The sequence below is a fragment of the Geodermatophilus sp. SYSU D00710 genome, assembly GCF_054050195.1.
Map to the genome: position 1 here is coordinate 13,367 of NZ_JBJGYX010000008.1, position 16,177 is coordinate 29,543.

The following is a 16,177-nucleotide window of genomic DNA, read 5'->3' on the forward strand; positions in this document are numbered from 1 at the left end:
CGGATCGCGCCGTCCTGGCTCACCGCAGCGGGTCCTGGCTCACCGCACGCGTCCTCCCGCACCGCAGCGCGTCCTCCCGCACCGCAGCGCGTCCTCCCTCACGGCCGGCGGTGAGGGAGGACGCCGCACGATCAGGTCACCTGATCGTGCGCGCGGGCCTCACTCGACGGTGACGCTCTTGGCCAGGTTGCGCGGCTGGTCGACGTCGAAGCCGCGGGTGTCGGCGATCTCGCAGGCGAGGATCTGCAGCGGCACGGTGGTGACCACGGGGGCCAGCAGGGTCGGCGTCCGCGGCACCCGGATGAGGTGGTCGGCATAGGGGACGACGTCGTCGTCGCCCTCCTCGGCGATGACGATCGTGCGCGCGCCGCGGGCCCGGACCTCCTGGATGTTGGAGACGACCTTGCCGTGCAGCAGGCTGCGCCCGCGCGGCGAGGGCGCGATGACCACCACCGGGGTGCCCTCGTCGACCACCGCGATCGGGCCGTGCTTGAGCTCGCCGGCGGCGAACCCCTCGGCGTGGATGTAGGCGAGCTCCTTGAGCTTGAGCGCCCCCTCCAGCGCCACGGGGAAGCCCACGTGCCGGCCGAGGAACAGGATGGTGCCGGCGTCGGCCAGCGACCGGCCGAGCTCGCGCACCGGCTCCATCTGGGTGAGCACCTGCGCGACGGCCTCGGGCAGCTTCTGCAGCTCGTGCACGATCGCGGCGACCTCGTCGGCGTACTTGATGCCGCGCACCTGGGCCAGGAACAGCCCGACGAGGTAGCAGGCGACGATCTGCGCCAGGAAGCTCTTGGTCGAGGCGACGGCGATCTCCGGGCCGGCGTGCGTGTAGAGCACGGCGTCGGACTCGCGCGGGATCGTCGAGCCGTTGACGTTGCAGATGGCCAGGACGCGGGCCTTCTGGTCCTTGGCGTGCCGCAGCGCCATGAGGGTGTCCATCGTCTCGCCGGACTGGCTGATGACGACGACCAGCGTCGAGCGGTCCAGGACCGGGTCGCGGTACCGGAACTCGCTGGCGACCTCGACCTCGACCGGGATGCGGGTCCAGTGCTCGATGGCGTACTTGGCGATCAGCCCGGCGTGGTAGCTGGTGCCGCAGGAGACGACGAAGACCTTGTCGATGTCGCGCAGGTCCTGGTCGGAGAGCCGGACCTCGTCGAGCACGAGCTCGCCGTCGTCGCCGAGCCGGCCGAGCAGGGTGTCGGCGACGGCCTGCGGCTGCTCGGCGATCTCCTTGAGCATGAACCAGTCGTGGCCGCCCTTCTCCGCGGCGGCCGCGTCCCAGTCGACGGTGTAGGCCACCGGCTCGGCGGGGGCGCCGTCGAAGTCGGTGACGCTCACCCCCCGGGTGCGGTCGATCTCCACGACCTGGTCCTGCCCGAGCTCGCGCGCCTCCCGGGTGTGCGCGATGAAGGCCGCGACGTCGGACCCGAGGAAGTACTCGCCGTCGCCGACGCCGACCACCAGCGGGCTGTTGCGGCGCGAGGCGACCAGCGTGTCGGGCTCGTCGGCGTGCGCGGCGACCAGCGTGAAGGCGCCCTCCAGCCGGCGGGAGACGGCGCGCAGCGCCTCGGCCAGCCGGCCGGCGCCGGCGGGCAGGTCGCGGTAGACGGCGGCCAGCAGGTGGGCGACGACCTCGGTGTCGGTCTCGGAGCGGAACTCCACCCCGGCGGCCTCGCACTCGGCGCGCAGCGCCGCGAAGTTCTCGATGATCCCGTTGTGGATCACGGCCACCCGCCCGTCGGCGGACAGGTGCGGGTGGGCGTTGCGGTCGGTGGGCCCGCCGTGGGTGGCCCACCGGGTGTGCCCGATGCCGATCGTCGACTCCGGTAGCGGCCCGTCGGCCAGCACCTTCTCGAGGTTGGCGAGCTTGCCCGCCTTCTTGGCCGCGGCCAGCTCACCGGAGTCGGGGCCGCCCACCCGGACGGCCACGCCCGCGGAGTCGTATCCCCGGTACTCGAGCCGCCGCAGGCCCTCGAGGACGACGTCGAGGGCGTTCTTCGGGCCGACGTATCCGACGATGCCGCACATGTGGACCGAGGGTACCGGCGGTGGTGGACCGATCCGTCCCTCCGAGGTGTGAGACCGGCCGGCCGCCCCAGCCGTCCCACGGGCACCGACACCCGACACGCGGCCCGGCCAGGGACCCCGGCTCAGCCGACGGCGGCGACGACCCCCGCCAGCCGCTGGGCGATCCCGTCGGCCTGCTCCTGGGTGGGCGCCTCGACCATCACGCGCACCAGCTGCTCGGTGCCCGACGGGCGCAGCAGCACCCGGCCGTCGTCGCCGAGCTCCTCCTCGGCCGCGTTGACCGCGGCGGCCACGGTGTCGCTCTCGACGACGGTGATGCGGTCGCGGACCGGCACGTTGACCAGGGTCTGCGGCAGCCGCTGCACCACCGAGGCGAGCTCGGCCAGCGAGGCCCCGGTGGCCGACATGCGAGAGAGCAGCGCCAGCCCGGTGAGCAGGCCGTCGCCGGTGGTGGCGTGGTCGAGGAAGACCAGGTGGCCGCTCTGCTCACCGCCGAGGGAGAGCCCGTGGGCGCGCAGGGCCTCCAGCACGTAGCGGTCGCCGACGGCGGTGGTGTGCACCGCGATGCCGGCGTCGCGCATCGTGTGGTGGAAGCCGAGGTTGCTCATCACGGTGGCGACGACGGTGTCCGCCGCCAGCGCGCCGCGCTCCTTGAGGCCGAGCGCGCAGACGGCGAGGATCGCGTCGCCGTCGACCACCTCGCCCGCTGCGGTGACGGCCAGGCAGCGGTCGGCGTCGCCGTCGTGGGCGATGCCGAGGTCGGCGCCACTGGCCCGGACCGCCTCGGTGAGCGGACCCAGGTGGGTGGACCCGACGCCGTCGTTGGTGTTCCAGCCGTCCGGCTCGCCGCCGATGACGGTGACGTCGGCGCCGGCCCGGCGGTAGACGTCGGGGGCGCAGGTGGCGGCCGACCCGTGCGCGCAGTCGACGACCAGGCGCAGCCCGGAGACCGGGGACGGCAGCGTCGAGAGCAGGTGCGCGGCGTAGTCGGCGGCGCCGCCGGGCAGGTCGCGGACCCGGCCGATGTCGGCCCCCGAGGGCCGGTGCCCGGCCGTGTCGCCGGCCAGGACGGTCGACTCGATGGCCGCCTCGACCGCGTCGGGCAGCTTGTGACCGCCGCGGCTGAACAGCTTGATGCCGTTGTCGGGCATCGGATTGTGGCTCGCCGAGATCATGACGCCGAGGTCGGCGCCGGTCTCGGCGGTGAGGAAGGCGACGGCCGGCGTCGGGAGCACGCCCACGCGCAGCACCTCGGCGCCGGCGCTGGCCAGGCCCGCGACCACGGCGGCCTCGAGCATCTCCCCGCTGGCGCGGGGGTCGCGGCCGACGACCGCGACGGGACGCGAGGTCCCGTCGCGGTCGGCGAGCACACCGGCGGCCGCACGGGCCACCGAGAGGGCCAACTCCGGCGTGAGGTCGGCGTTGGCCCGACCCCGGACGCCGTCGGTCCCGAAGAGGCGACCCACGGCGGTGCCGGTCAGCGCTTCGAGTACTGAGGCGCCTTGCGGGCCTTCTTGAGGCCGTACTTCTTGCGCTCCTTGACCCGGGCGTCGCGGGTGAGGAAGCCGGCCTTCTTCAGCGCGGGACGGTCCTCGGCCTCGACCTCGATGAGGGCGCGGGCGATGGCCAGGCGCAGCGCGCCGGCCTGGCCGGTGACGCCGCCCCCCTTGAGGATGCCGACGACGTCGTACTGCTCGGCCTTCTCGAGGGTCACGAACGGCTCACGGATGAGCTGCTGGTGGACCTTGTTCGGGAAGTACTGCTCGAGGGTGCGGCCGTTGAGACGGAACTGGCCGGTGCCCGGCACGAGCCGCACGCGGACGATCGCCTCCTTGCGCCGGCCGACGGTCTGCACCGGACGCCCCTCGGCGTCGGTCACGGTCGGAGCCGCGGTCATGGGCGTGGTCACTGGGCCACCTGCTTGATCTCGAAGGTCTGGGGCTGCTGGGCGGCGTGCGGGTGCTCGGGACCCGCGTACACCTTCAGCTTCTTGATCATCTGCCGGCCGAGGCTGTTGTGCGGCAGCATGCCCTTGACGGCGCGCTCGACGACCCGGTCGGGGTGCGTGCGGATCTGGTCGCCGACGTTGATCGCCCGCAGGCCGCCGGGGTAGCCCGAGTGCCGGTAGGCGGTCTTCTGGTCCCGCTTGGAGCCGGTCAGGGCGACCTTGCCCGCGTTCACGACGACGACGAAGTCGCCGACGTCCACGTGCGGGGCGAACTGGGGCTTGTGCTTGCCGCGCAGCAGGGTCGCGATCTGGCTGGCGAGTCGACCGAGCACCACGTCGGTGGCGTCGATGACGTGCCAGGCGCGGTCGACCTCGCCGGGCTTGGGTGAGTACGTGCGCACGGCGCTCGTGTCCTCCGTCGTCGTCGGGGCGGCTGGTGGGATCGCCTCACCGAGCACGGGAGACGGAGCGGCGCGCGCGCACCAGCCGGCGGCCGCGCACCAGCCGACTACGATACCAGCGGCCCGCAGGGCCGCCGCGACGTGCCGGAACGGCCCCGGGTGACGTGCTGGAACGGCCCCGTCCAGAGGCTCGCCCCGAGCGTGCGAGGGGTGAGGAGGACGGGGTCCTTCGACTTCAACCGTCGATGAGGTCCCGCTGGGCCGGCAGCAGCCGCTCCATCGCCGCGACGTCGTCGGCCGCCGTCAGGCCCAGGACGTCGACGCTGGCCAGGTGGCTGCCGTAGCCGACGTAGCAGCGCTGGTAGAAGCCGTCCGCCGACTCGAACCAGAAGCACGGCGCCTCGGGGATGGACGGCAGGGTGAAGGGCGTGCCGCCGAACTCGGCCTGCTCCAGCTCGGCGAAGGCCGTGTACACGGTGTTGGTCTGCTCCGACGACGGGAAGGCGTACAGCGCCACGGCGTAGCTGAGGTCGGCCTCGTCGGCCTGCTTGGAGTAGAAGCCGCGGAAGCCGTTGGCGGTGAGCAGGTCGCGCTCGCGGACCGGGTCGATGGCCAGCCGCAGGTAGCCCTCGAGGTCGTAGGGACCGGAGAAGTCGGTGGGGTCCCCCGGCGGGTCCAGGGTGAGCTGCTGCAGCCCGTCGGGGTCGACCGGCAGCGAGGGCACCTGGTCCTGCGGGGTGGGCGCGAAGCCCTGCAGCAGCCCCAGCTGGTCGGTGAGGAGCCGGCCCACCTCGTCGGGTCCGCGGCCGGCGCCGGTGACGTGGAAGGCGTAGGCCAGCATCCGGCCGACCGGCACGAACGCCTGGACGAGGTCCTCCCCGCCGTCCTCCTGCAGCACCACCTCGCCGTCGAGGCCGGGCACCTCGACGGGCGCGTAGCCCGCGGCGACCTGGTCCTCCGCGAGCTCGGCCGCCGCCCGCCGCGCCGACTCGGGGTCGGACAGCTCGGCCACCATCGTCAGCGTGCTGCGTCCGTCGGCGGGGTCGGTGTTGCACTGGCCCCAGGCGGTGACGAAGCCCCAGCGGTCGAGGACCGCCCCGGCCGTCCCGGTGCCGAAGTAGGCCTCGTCCAGCGCGGCCGCGTTGCTCCAGGGGCCCGACGGGAAGCAGGTGTCGGTCCGCTCCGGGAAGGTGACCTGCACCAGGGAGGTCACCGACGCGATCCGGTGCGACTCCACCAGCGTGCCGACGCCGGGCCGGGGCGCAGGGGTGACGTCGGCCGGCGGCTGCGCCGGCGTCGTCTCCGCGGGCGGCTCGCTCGTCGAGGGCGGTGCGCTCGCGAGCGGCGTCGCCGTCCCGCTCACCGTGCTCGTGCACCCCGCCAGCAGCACCCCCGCCACCAGGGCGACCGCCGTCCCGCGTCCCCGCGTCCCTGCCACGGGCGCGGAGGATAGGGGCGGCGACGGCCCTGGTGGTGCCTCCTGCGCCTGCCGGGCCGATCTCAGTCGATGCGGCGGAGCCGTCCGGTCGACACGTCGTAGACGGTCCCGCAGATCTCCTTCGACAGCAGGAACGGGCTCTCCTGCAGCAGCCGGATCGACTCGCGGACGTCCTCGTCGACGTCGGTGAACGCCCGCGCCGGCCACGGCGGGCGGGCACCGGTGGCCCGCTCGACGAGGTCGGCGAAGGAGGCGTCGTCGGTCTTCTGCAGGCCGCAGTCGGTGTGGTGGACCAGCACGATCTCGCGGGTCCCGAGCAGGTGCTGGGAGATGGTCAGCGAGCGGATCGTGTCGTCGGTGACCACGCCGCCGGCGTTGCGGATGACGTGCGCGTCACCCACGGCCAGACCCAGGAGCGGGAACAGCGGCATCCGGGAGTCCATGCAGGCGACGACGGCGACCCTGCGCGCCGGCGCCACGGGCAACTCGCCGCCGAAGTCCCGGGCCCACTGCTCGTTGGCGACCAGCATCCGCTCGTACTCGGCCACGTGGCGGCTCCTCTCGTGTCAGGCATGGGAAGCTCTCCGCACGTCTGGGGCGCGCGGACGTGGGGAGAGCTTCCTATGCCTCGGCCACGCGTTCGCGGGCGACCTGTGCGGCGAGCGCGTCCGCGATCAGTGCCGGGCGGCCACCGAGCCGCTGCACCGTCAGCGTGCCCGCGGCCGAGGCCGCCCGCGCCGCCCCGGTCGGGGAGGCGCCGTCGAGCAGCGCGGCGGTCAGCGCCGCGACGAAGGCGTCCCCGCCGCCGGTCGGGTCGACGGGCTCGGTGTCCGACAGCGGCACCCGGACCACCCCGTCGGGCGGCCAGTCCGCACCCCGGCCCACCGGCGGGCGACCGCCCCGCCAGGCCACCACCTCACCGTCGTCGCCGGCCGACAGCGCGACCAGGCGGGGCCCGGCCGCCACCAGCTCCCGGGCCGCGGCGCGGACGTCGTCGACCCCAGGGAGGGCGCGGCCGACCAGCAGCCCCGCCTCCTGCGCGTCGGCACGCAGGACGGTGGCGCGGTCCAGCAGCGCCGCGCGGGTGGCGTCGTCGGCCGGCGCGCCGTCGGCGACGACGAGCGCGTCGGGGCGGGCCAGCCGCAGCGCCGCGCGCACCGCCTCCCCCGGCTGCTGCAGCTGCAGGGACAGCGCTCGGCAGCCGGTCACCGGGCCGGCGGCCGCGGCGACGTCGTCGGCGGTCAGCAGCACGCCGTCGGGCACGTCCTCGAGCAGCCGGCGGCGGCCGCCGTCCTCCACGACGTCGACGAGCAGCGCGGTCGCCACCCGGGCGCGCCGGGTCACGCAGCCGACGTCGATGCCGTCCGCCCGCGCCGCGGCGGTCACGTCGGCGCCCGCGGCGTCGTCGCCCACCACACCCACCAGCGCCACGCTCACGCCGAGCTGGGCCAGCGCCACGGCCTGGTTCGCGCCCTTCCCGCCGAGGACCTCCCGCCGCTCGACGACGTCCGCCGACCCGCCGGCCTCCGGCAGTCCACCGACCCGCAGGACGAGGTCCCGCCCGACCTGTCCCAGGACCACGACGCCGGTCACGCCCCCACGCTCCCCGCGACGCCCGGGGCCCGCCAGCCGGGCGGGGGCCCATCGGCCAGGATGGCCGGGTGCGCACGGTCGAGGAACACCAGGCGGCGGTGGCCGCCCTGCTCGCCCCCCTCGGGGAGGAGGAGGTGCCGCTGGCCGCGGCGCACGGCCGCGTGCTCGCCCGTGACGTGACCGCCGGCGTGCCGCTGCCCGGCTTCGACAACTCGGCGATGGACGGCTACGCCGCGCGCTCGGCGGAGCTCGCCGGCCTGCCCGTCCGGCTGCCGGTCGCCGACGACGTCCCCGCCGGCCGCACCGACGTCGTGCCGCTCCGCGCCGGGACGGTGCAGCGGATCATGACCGGCGCGCTGCTGCCGCCGGGTGCCGACGTGGTCGTGCCGGTGGAGCTGACCGACGCCGCCACCGACGTCGTCGAGATCCGCGACGCGCCCGCCGCCGGCACCCACCTGCGCCGGGCCGGGGAGGACATCACCGCGGGCACCGTCGCGCTGGAGGCCGGGAGCCCGCTGGGAGCCGCCCAGCTCGGGCTGGCCGCCGCCGTGGGCGCGCGGACGCTGTGGGTGCGCCGCCGGCCGCGGGTGCTGGTGCTCTCCACCGGCAGCGAGCTGGTCGAGCCGGGTGAGCCGCTGCTGCCCGGGCAGGTGTACGAGTCCAACTCGCTGCTGCTGTGCGCGGCAGTCGAGGACGCCGGCGGCACCGCGCGGCGGCTGCACTTCGTGCCCGACGACGTCGGCCAGTTCCTCACCACCGTGCGCGCCGAGCTCGCCGACGCCGACCTGCTGGTCACCAGCGGCGGCGTGAGCGCCGGGGCCTACGAGGTGGTCAAGGACGCGTTCGGCACGCTGGGCACCGTCGAGTTCGTCAAGGTGGCCATGCAGCCGGGCGGGCCGCAGGGCGCGGGCACCGTCGACGGCGTCCCCGTGGTGACCCTCCCCGGCAACCCGGTGAGCTCGTTCGTGTCCTTCGAGGTCTTCGTGCGGCCGGCGCTGCGCCGCGCGCTCGGCCACGCCGCGCCGGGCCGGCTGCGGGCGCCCGCGGAGCTCACCGCGCCGCTGCGCTCCCCCGCCGGGCGCCGCCAGTTCCTCCGCGGCCGCTACGACGCCGGCCGCGTCTCCCAGGTCGGCGGGCCCGGCTCGCACCTGGTCGCCCACCTCGCCCGCGCCAACTGCCTGGTCGTCGTGCCCGAGGACGTCACCGAGCTGCCCGCGGGCGCCGCGGTCGACGTCGTCCTGATCGAAGGAGCGCTCCAGTGACCGAGCTGACCCACGTCGACGAGACCGGCGCCGCGCGCATGGTCGACGTCTCCGCCAAGCCGGTCACCGCCCGCGAGGCCACCGCGGCCGGGCGGGTGCTGGTCAGTCCCGAGGTGGTCGCACTGCTGCGGGGCGAGGGCGTGCCCAAGGGCGACGCCGTCGCGGTCGCCCGGATCGCCGGCATCGCCGGGGCCAAGCGGACGCCGGACCTCGTGCCGCTGTGCCACCCGATCGCGCTGCACGGTGTGACCGTGGACGTCACGGTGGCCGACGACGCCGTCGAGATCACCGCCACCGCGCGCACCGCCGACCGGACCGGCGTGGAGATGGAGGCGCTGACCTCGGTCGCCGTCGCCGGGCTGACCGTCATCGACATGGTCAAGGCCGTGGACCCGCGGGCGTCCATCACCGACGTCCGGCTGCTGGCGAAGTCCGGCGGCAAGAGCGGGGAGTGGCGGCGGTGACCCTGCCCGAGGGCGCGCGGGCGGTCGTGGTCACCGCGTCCAACCGCGCGTCGGTCGGCGTCTACGAGGACCGCAGCGGACAGGCGCTGGCCGAGGGGCTGCGGGAGCTCGGGTTCGCCGTGGACGGGCCGCACGTGCGCCCCGACGACGTCGACGCGCTGGTCGCCGTCCTCCGCGAGGCGGTCGCGTCCGGGGCCGACGTCGTCCTCACCACCGGCGGCACCGGCCTGTCCCCCACCGACGTCACCCCCGAGGCGACCCGGGCGGTGGTCGAGCGGGAGGCGCCGGGGCTGGCCGAGGCGGTGCGCCGCTACGGCGAGGGGAACGTGCCCACGTCGGTGCTCTCGCGCGGGATCGCCGGTACCGCGGCGCGGACGCTGATCGTGAACCTGCCCGGCTCCACCGGCGGGGTGCGTGACGGGCTGGCCGTCCTCGGCCCGCTGCTCCCCCACGTGGTCAGCCAGCTCCGCGGCGGCGACCACCCGCGGCCCTGACCCGGTGCACGTCCGAGCGTTCGTCGACGACCTCGACATCGCGTGCTGTCAGCCGGTGCCGGACGTCGGCGCCGTCGGCTCCCGGCGGCTGCGGTGGATCGACGACCCCGGCACCCCGGCGCCTTCGGGATCCGCTGGAGCCCGCGCACCGTCGACCTCGGCGGGGAGGACCGGGCCCTCCTCGGACGGGCGTCCGGGACGTTGCTCCGCCGGGGCGGGTCGTCGGCGTGGTGGACCGGCGGGGAGACGGTCCCGCGTCGAGGACTGCTCGTGGTGGAGCCGCACGTCGCCGTCCCGGTGTCCGTGCCGGTCACGCGCGGCCGGGTGACCGGGGTCGAGCGGCTGCCGCACGGCGTCCTCGTCGCCTTCGACGTCCTGCCCCGACCCGTTGCGGCGAGGGTGTGCGCCGGCGCCGCGTTACCGGCAGCAGGACACGGCGTGGGCGCACACTCTCGTGGTCAGTCGGGCAGGACGAGGCGGTCCTGGCGGGTGTAGACGTTGCAGCCGTCGCCGCGGAGGAAGCCGACCAGCGTGATGCCGACGTCGGCGGCCAGCTCCACCGCGAGCGACGACGGCGCCGACACCGCGGCCAGCACCGGGATCCCGGCCATCGCCGCCTTCTGCGTCAGCTCGAAGCTCGCCCGCCCGCTGACCATCAGCACGTGCCCGGTCAGCGGCAGCCGGCCCTCGCGCACCGCGTCGCCGACCACCTTGTCCACGGCGTTGTGCCGGCCGACGTCCTCGCGCAGCGCCACGAGCTCCCCGTCGGCGGTGAACAGCCCGGCGGCGTGCAGCCCGCCGGTCTTGCTGAACACCTCCTGTGCGGCACGCAACCGGTCGGGCATCGCCAGGAGCGTGGCCAGCTCCAGCCGGGTGGCGTCGGCGGCGACGTCGTGGCGGGTGCGGGTGCGGATGGCGTCGATGCTCGCCTTGCCGCACACCCCGCACGAGCTCGACGTGAGGAAGGTGCGGTCCAGCGCGGTGGCGGGCGGCTCGACGCCGGCCACCAGGTCGACGTCGACGACGTTGTAGGTGTTGCGGCCCTCGTCGTCGACGGAGTTGCAGTACCGCAGGCCGGCGACGTCCTCGACGCCGGCGATGACCCCCTCCGTGGCGAGGAAGCCGTGCACGAGGTCGAAGTCGGCGCCCGGCGTGCGCATCGTGACCGCCAGCGGCGTGCCGTCGAGCCGGATCTCCAGCGGCTCCTCCGCGGCCACCGTGTCGGGTCGGGTGGTGCGCACGGGGCCCCGGATGCGCAGCACGGGCGTGCGGCTGGTGACTCGTCCCACGACCGGGACGGTACCCACGCGCGGCCCCTACGGTCGGTCCGTGACCGCACCGGCCCCGCTCCCGCCCTACGCGGCGGTCGTGCTCGCCGGCGGCCGCGCGGCCCGGCTGGGCGGGCGGGCCAAGCCGCAGCTGGAGGTCGGCGGGCGCACGATGCTGGCCGCCGTCCTCGACGCCGTCACGGACGCCCAGCCGCGGGTCGTGGTCGGCCCGCCGCAGCCGGTGCCCGGTGACGTCGTGGTGGTGCGCGAGCGGCCGCCCGGCGGTGGCCCGGTCGCCGCGATGCGCGCCGGTCTGGCCCCCGTCGACACCGACGTCGTCGCCGTCCTCGCCGGTGACCTCCCCTTCGTGACGCCTGCGCTCGTGCGCGATCTCCGCGAACGGCTGACCGGCGACGGCGTCCTCGTCGTCGACGACGCCGGCCGCGACCAGTACCTGCTCGGCGTCTGGCGGACGGCCGCCCTGCGGCGGGCGCTCGCCGGCGCCTCCGGCCCACTGCCGGTCCGCCGGGTGGTCGCCTCGCTGACGGTCACCCGCCACCGGCCGGACCGGCGGCCCGGCACGCCACCTCCCTGGACCGACTGCGACACCCCTGCCGACCTCGCCCGCGCCCGCGCGGCCGCCGGAGAACTCGGCTGGGGATGACCGGGCGCTCCGGATAGGGTGCGCCATGCGCGTCGCCATCGCCGGTGCCCACGGCCAGGTCGCCCGCCGCCTCGGTCGCCTCCTGGCCGGCCGCGGGGACACCGTGGTCGGGATCGTCCGCAACCCCGACCACGCCGCCGACCTCGAGGCCGACGGCGTGACGCCGGTCGTGCTGGACCTGGAGTCCGCGTCGGTCGACGAGGTGGCCGACGCCGTCCGGGGAGCCGACGCCGTGGTGTTCGCCGCGGGTGCCGGACCGGGCAGCGGCGCGGCGCGCAAGCACACCGTCGACCACGCCGCCGCGGTGCTGCTGGCCGACGCCGCCGAGCGGGCCGGCGTGCGGCCCTACCTGCTGGTGTCCTCGATGGGCGTGGAGCAGGCCCGCCAGGGGACGCCGAAGGGCATGGACCCGGTGTTCGCCGCCTACCTGCAGGCCAAGCTGCGGGCCGAGGACGTGATCCTCCCGCGGCCGGCCCTCGACACGGTCGTCCTGCGGCCGGGCCGGCTCACCGACGACCCGGGCACCGGCCGGGTCACCCTGACCCACGGCGTCGAGTTCGGCGACGTCCCCCGCGACGACGTCGCGGCGGTCCTGCTGGCGCTGCTCGACGCCGGCAAGACCGACGAGGTCGTCGAGCTGGTCAGCGGCCCGACGCCGATCGAGGAGGCCGTCGCGGCGCTGCCGTGACTCAGCTGCGCAGGGCGCGGGTGCGCTGCGCGCGGGCCGCGAGGTCGGCGTCGGCCGGGTAGTCGACCCGCACCAGCGTCAGCCCTCCCGGCGGGGCGACGACGACCTCGTCCGCCCGCTTGCGGCGGGTCAGCAGGCCGACCGGCCAGTCCGGGTCGCGGCGGCCCTCACCGACGGCGAGCAGCGCGCCGACGAGGCTGCGGACCATCGAGTGGCAGAACGCGTCGGCGGACGCCTCCACGGTCACCAGGTCGCCGTCGCGGGCCACCGCCAGCGTCAGCAGGGTGCGGATGGTGGTCGCGCCCTCGCGGCGGCGGCAGAAGGCGGCGAAGTCGTGCCGGCCGGGCAGCCGTGCGGCTGCGGCGGCCATGGCACCGGCGTCCAGGCGCCGGGGCCAGCCGACGGTGTCGGCCCGGCGCAGCGGCGACGGCCCGCCCTCGGCGTCGGTGAGCCGGTAGACGTAGTGCCGCGCCAGCGCGCCGAAGCGGGCGTCGAAGCCCGGCGGCGCCTCGGTGACGGCCGGGACGGCGACGTCGGGCGGCAGCACCCCGCGCAGCCGGCGGACCAGGCGCCCGGCCTGCTCGGTCCAGGCGGCGTGCGGCACGTCGGCGTGGGCGACCTGCCCGGTCGCGTGGACGCCGGTGTCGGTGCGGCCGGCGACGGTCAGCTGCACGGGCGCCCGCAGGACCGTCGTCAGCGCGGTCTCGAGCTCGGCCTGCACGGTGCGCCGACCGGGCTGGCGGGCCCAGCCGGAGAAGCCGGTGCCGTCGTAGGCGACGTCCAGGCGGAGACGGACGAGCCCGCCACCGGGAACGGTGGCGGGCTCGTCTGCGAGGTGATCGCTGCTCAGCGGGGGTCGGGCGCGGACTCGCCGCCCGGCGCGAGGGTGCCGGAGGTGGCGGCGTCACCGAGCTCGGCGGCCTCCACCTCGGCGGCGGCCGCCCGAGCCACGTCGGGCGACAGCGTCGGGTCGTCGACGACGGCGGCGTTCTCCCGCTGCGGCTCCGGCCGGACGTTGCTCTCGTCCTGGCGGTCGCCGTCGGGGTTGTAGACGTCGGTGACGACCTGCTGGGCCTCGGGGTCGACGTCGCCGGAGGTCACGGCCGGCGAGGTGTCGCCACCGGGACCGGTGGTCTCACCGGCGAACGTGGCGCCCTGGTCGCCGCCGCTGGCGGGGACGCCGACGGCGCCGGCGTTGCCGCCCTCGCCCGGACGCTCCTCCGTGGTCACCGGGTGCCGCCCGGGGCGTCGGCGTCGCCCGGGGTCTCGGTGTCGCCCGGGGACTCGGCGTCGGCGGCCACGGTGCCGGCGTCGGCCGGCTCCGCGTCGACCTCGGCGGCCTCGACGGCCTCGACCTCGTCGGCGACCGCGGCGTCGTCGGCAGCGGTGTCGTCGGCAGCGGTGTCGTCGGCAGCGGTGTCGTCGGTGCTCACGGCAGCCGTGTCGTCGGCCGCGGTGCCGTCGGCGTCGGCGGTCTCGATCGCGTCAGCGGTGACCTCGCCGGAGGCGGCGGCCGCGCCGGCGCCGGAGGCGAACCGGGTGCCGCGGGCGCGCTCGGCCTCGCCGACGGCCTCCTGGGCCACGGTCAGGCCCTCGACGAGCTCGATGACGGCCATGGGCGCGTTGTCGCCCTTGCGCGGGCCGACCTTGGTGATCCGCGTGTAGCCACCCGGCCGGTTCTCGAAGCGCGGGCCGATCTCGGCGAACAGGTGGTGGACGACGTCCTTGTCCCGGATGACCGTCATGACCTGGCGGCGCGCGTGCAGGTCGCCGCGCTTGGCGAAGGTCACCAGCTTCTCGGCGAACGGGCGCAGCCGCTTGGCCTTGGCCTCGGTGGTGGTGATCCGCCCGTGCTCGAACAGCGAGGTGGCCAGGTTGGCCAGCATCAGCCGCTCGTGCGAGGGGGACCCGCCGAGACGGGGGCCCTTGGTGGGGGTGGGCATGTCGGTCCTTCCTCAGGCGGCCGGGCGGGCGCTGCCGGCTGCTTCCGGGTGGTGCTGTCGTCTGTGCTCAGTGTGGCGGGCCGGGAGCCCGCGGCCGGGGGGGGGGGGCGCCCCCCCCCCCCCCCCCCCGGCCGGTGCAGCGTCAGAGCTGCTCGGTCTCCTGGTAGGAGCCGTCGTCGTACTGGACCTGCCCGTACTCGGTGCCGTACTCGCCGGTGCCGTGGTAGGCGTCGGTCTCGTAGCCCTCGTCGTAGCTCTCCACCGAGGTGGGGATGAACCCGGGCGGGCTGTCCTTGAGCGCGAGGCCCATGGCCGCCAGCTTCATCTTGACCTCGTCGATCGACTTGGCCCCGAAGTTGCGGATGTCGAGCAGGTCGGCCTCCGAGCGGGTGACCAGCTCGCCGACGGTGTGCACGCCCTCGCGCTTGAGGCAGTTGTAGGACCGGACGGTGAGGTCCATGTCCTCGATCGGCATCGAGAAGTTGGCGATGTCGGCGGCCTCGGCCGGGCTGGGGCCGACCTCGATGCCCTCGGCGTCGACGTTCAGCTCGCGCAGCAGACCGAACAGCTCGACCAGCGTGGAGCCGGCGGAGGCGATGGCATCGCGCGGCGCGATCGACGGCTTGGTCTCGACGTCGACGACCAGGCGGTCGAAGTCGGTGCGCTGCTCGACGCGGGTGGCCTCGACGGCGTAGGTGACCTTGAGGACCGGCGAGTAGATCGAGTCGACCGGGATGCGGCCGATCTCCTGGCCGGGCTGCTTGTTCTGCGGGGCCGGCACGTAGCCGCGGCCGCGCTCGACGACCAGCTCGATCTCCAGCCGGCCCTTGCCGTTGAGCGTGGCGATGTGCAGGTCGGGGTTGTGCACCTCGACACCGGCCGGGGGCGCGATGTCGGCGGCGGTGACCTCGCCGGGGCCCTGCTTGCGCAGGTACATGGTCACCGGCTCGTCGGAGTCGGAGCTGACCACGAGGCCCTTGAGGTTGAGGATGATCTCGGTGACGTCCTCCTTGACCCCGGGCACGGTGGTGAACTCGTGCAGGGTGCCCTCGATCCGGATGCTGGTCACGGCAGCACCGGGGATCGACGACAGGAGGGTGCGGCGCAGCGAGTTGCCGAGGGTGTAGCCGAAACCGGGCTCCAGCGGCTCGATGACGAACCGCGAGCGCTGCTCGGTGAGGGTCTCCTCGGTCAGCGTCGGACGCTGTGCGATGAGCATGGGTGTTCTCCTCTGTGTCCTCCGGCGCCCGCCATATGACGCCGTGAGGGGGTGGTGCTGGCCCCGGCGGACATCCGTCCGCCCGCCGGGGCCGGTACTGCAGGTGGTGCTGCGAGCCCTTACTTGGAGTAGAGCTCGACGATCAGCTGCTCCTGGACCGGGGTGTCGATCACCTGGCGGGCCGGGATGCTGTGGACGACGGCGCGCAGCTGGCCGCTGATGACCTCCAGCCACGGCGGCACGGGACGCTCGCCGGCGCGGGCCTGGGCGATCTCGAACGGCACCATCCGCCGCGACTTCTCGGCGACCTCGATGATGTCGTTGGCGCTCACCCGGTACGACGGGATGTCGACCTTGCGGCCGTTGACCCGGATGTGGCCGTGCTTGACCAGCTGGCGGGCCATGTCGCGGCTCTCGCCCCAGCCGGCCCGGTACACGACGTTGTCCAGGCGGGACTCGAGGATCTGCAGCAGGACCTCGCCGGTCTTGCCGGTCTTGCGGTTGGCCTCCTCGTAGTAGCCGCGGAACTGCTTCTCGAGGACGCCGTAGATGCGGCGGGCCTTCTGCTTCTCGCGCAGCTGCAGGAGGTACTCGCTGTCCTTGCTGCGGCCCCGGCCGTGCTCACCCGGCGGGTAGGGCCGGATCTCGATCGGGCACTTCGGGGACTCGCACTTGCTGCCCTTGAGGAACAGCTTCATCTTCTCGCGCCGGCACATCCGGCAGTCGGCTCCGGCGTAACGGGCCACGTCAGGTACTCCTCG

General features: G+C 75.2%; 18 protein-coding genes. 5 read left to right on the top strand and 13 right to left on the bottom strand.

Annotation, left to right across the window (positions count from 1 at the left end):
• Positions 1-159: 159 nt before the first annotated feature.
• The 7 genes from glmS to ACI78U_RS05425 form a co-directional block, all read right to left on the bottom strand.
• The gene (gene glmS / locus ACI78U_RS05395; protein WP_456874271.1) at positions 160-2,034 is read right to left on the bottom strand and encodes a glutamine--fructose-6-phosphate transaminase (isomerizing); all 1,875 of its coding nucleotides are present in this window, start codon (positions 2,032-2,034) and stop codon (positions 160-162) included.
• Positions 2,035-2,156: 122 nt separating this feature from the next.
• Complete coding sequence (gene glmM / locus ACI78U_RS05400; protein WP_456874272.1) at positions 2,157-3,500, bottom strand: phosphoglucosamine mutase; 1,344 nt, start codon at positions 3,498-3,500, stop codon at positions 2,157-2,159.
• A gap of 11 nt (positions 3,501-3,511) precedes the next feature.
• Positions 3,512-3,943 (bottom strand): 30S ribosomal protein S9, encoded by a 432-nt coding sequence (rpsI, locus tag ACI78U_RS05405; RefSeq protein WP_456874273.1) that lies wholly within the window; start codon positions 3,941-3,943, stop codon positions 3,512-3,514.
• Complete coding sequence (gene rplM, locus ACI78U_RS05410) at positions 3,940-4,383, bottom strand: 50S ribosomal protein L13 (protein ID WP_456874274.1); 444 nt, start codon at positions 4,381-4,383, stop codon at positions 3,940-3,942. Before rplM ends, rpsI begins: the two co-directional genes overlap by 4 nt.
• A 235-nt stretch (positions 4,384-4,618) precedes the next feature.
• Entirely contained in the window at positions 4,619-5,821 is a 1,203-nt protein-coding gene (locus ACI78U_RS05415) for a DUF7373 family lipoprotein (protein ID WP_456874275.1), read from the bottom strand.
• A 62-nt stretch (positions 5,822-5,883) separates the two neighbouring features.
• Positions 5,884-6,369, bottom strand: a complete 486-nt coding sequence (locus tag ACI78U_RS05420) for a beta-class carbonic anhydrase (RefSeq protein ID WP_456874276.1) — start codon at positions 6,367-6,369, stop codon at positions 5,884-5,886.
• 73 nt (positions 6,370-6,442) lie between these two features.
• Positions 6,443-7,414: a PfkB family carbohydrate kinase gene (locus ACI78U_RS05425; RefSeq protein WP_456874277.1), complete on the bottom strand. Its 972-nt coding sequence runs from the start codon at positions 7,412-7,414 to the stop codon at positions 6,443-6,445.
• A gap of 68 nt (positions 7,415-7,482) precedes the next feature.
• Here ACI78U_RS05425 and moeA point away from each other — a divergent pair, with 68 nt between their 5' ends.
• From moeA to ACI78U_RS05440, 3 genes are read left to right on the top strand one after another with little or no spacing between them, the layout of a single operon-like run.
• Positions 7,483-8,676, top strand: coding sequence for a molybdopterin molybdotransferase MoeA (moeA, locus tag ACI78U_RS05430; protein ID WP_456874278.1), 1,194 nt, complete (start codon positions 7,483-7,485; stop codon positions 8,674-8,676).
• Entirely contained in the window at positions 8,673-9,140 is a 468-nt protein-coding gene (moaC, locus tag ACI78U_RS05435; protein ID WP_456874279.1) for a cyclic pyranopterin monophosphate synthase MoaC, read from the top strand. The genes moeA and moaC overlap by 4 nt, the downstream gene beginning before the upstream one ends.
• Positions 9,137-9,634: a MogA/MoaB family molybdenum cofactor biosynthesis protein gene (locus ACI78U_RS05440; protein WP_456874280.1), complete on the top strand. Its 498-nt coding sequence runs from the start codon at positions 9,137-9,139 to the stop codon at positions 9,632-9,634. Before moaC ends, ACI78U_RS05440 begins: the two co-directional genes overlap by 4 nt.
• A 458-nt stretch (positions 9,635-10,092) precedes the next feature.
• Here ACI78U_RS05440 and fdhD read toward each other — a convergent pair whose 3' ends face one another.
• Positions 10,093-10,923, bottom strand: coding sequence for a formate dehydrogenase accessory sulfurtransferase FdhD (gene fdhD, locus ACI78U_RS05445; RefSeq protein ID WP_456874281.1), 831 nt, complete (start codon positions 10,921-10,923; stop codon positions 10,093-10,095).
• Positions 10,924-10,963: 40 nt separating this feature from the next.
• Here fdhD and mobA point away from each other — a divergent pair, with 40 nt between their 5' ends.
• Together mobA and ACI78U_RS05455 are read left to right on the top strand one after the other, a co-directional pair.
• Complete coding sequence (gene mobA, locus ACI78U_RS05450; protein WP_456874282.1) at positions 10,964-11,566, top strand: molybdenum cofactor guanylyltransferase; 603 nt, start codon at positions 10,964-10,966, stop codon at positions 11,564-11,566.
• 25 nt (positions 11,567-11,591) lie between these two features.
• Complete coding sequence (locus ACI78U_RS05455) at positions 11,592-12,254, top strand: NAD(P)-binding oxidoreductase (protein ID WP_456874283.1); 663 nt, start codon at positions 11,592-11,594, stop codon at positions 12,252-12,254.
• Position 12,255: 1 nt separating this feature from the next.
• Here ACI78U_RS05455 and truA read toward each other — a convergent pair whose 3' ends face one another.
• The 5 genes from truA to rpsD all read right to left on the bottom strand — a co-directional run bounded on the left by truA (position 12,256) and on the right by rpsD (position 16,162).
• Entirely contained in the window at positions 12,256-13,104 is an 849-nt protein-coding gene (truA, locus tag ACI78U_RS05460; RefSeq protein WP_456874382.1) for a tRNA pseudouridine(38-40) synthase TruA, read from the bottom strand.
• A complete protein-coding gene (locus ACI78U_RS05465) occupies positions 13,101-13,484 on the bottom strand; it encodes a hypothetical protein (protein ID WP_456874284.1) in 384 nt (127 codons plus the stop codon). Before ACI78U_RS05465 ends, truA begins: the two co-directional genes overlap by 4 nt.
• Complete coding sequence (gene rplQ / locus ACI78U_RS05470) at positions 13,481-14,197, bottom strand: 50S ribosomal protein L17 (RefSeq protein ID WP_456874285.1); 717 nt, start codon at positions 14,195-14,197, stop codon at positions 13,481-13,483. Before rplQ ends, ACI78U_RS05465 begins: the two co-directional genes overlap by 4 nt.
• A 142-nt stretch (positions 14,198-14,339) precedes the next feature.
• Positions 14,340-15,416, bottom strand: a complete 1,077-nt coding sequence (locus ACI78U_RS05475) for a DNA-directed RNA polymerase subunit alpha (protein WP_456874286.1) — start codon at positions 15,414-15,416, stop codon at positions 14,340-14,342.
• Between the two features lie 119 nt (positions 15,417-15,535).
• Positions 15,536-16,162, bottom strand: a complete 627-nt coding sequence (gene rpsD / locus ACI78U_RS05480; RefSeq protein ID WP_456874287.1) for a 30S ribosomal protein S4 — start codon at positions 16,160-16,162, stop codon at positions 15,536-15,538.
• Between the last annotated feature and the right edge of the window lie 15 nt (positions 16,163-16,177).

Bases quoted from the DNA above. Each gene is read 5' to 3' on its own strand.
- glmS (WP_456874271.1), bottom strand. From the start codon at position 2,034: ATGTGCGGCATCGTCGGATACGTCGGCCCGAAGAACGCCCTCGACGTC.
- ACI78U_RS05455 (WP_456874283.1), top strand. From the start codon at position 11,592: ATGCGCGTCGCCATCGCCGGTGCCCACGGCCAGGTCGCCCGCCGCCTC.
- rplQ (WP_456874285.1), bottom strand. From the start codon at position 14,197: ATGCCCACCCCCACCAAGGGCCCCCGTCTCGGCGGGTCCCCCTCGCAC.
- ACI78U_RS05475 (WP_456874286.1), bottom strand. From the start codon at position 15,416: ATGCTCATCGCACAGCGTCCGACGCTGACCGAGGAGACCCTCACCGAG.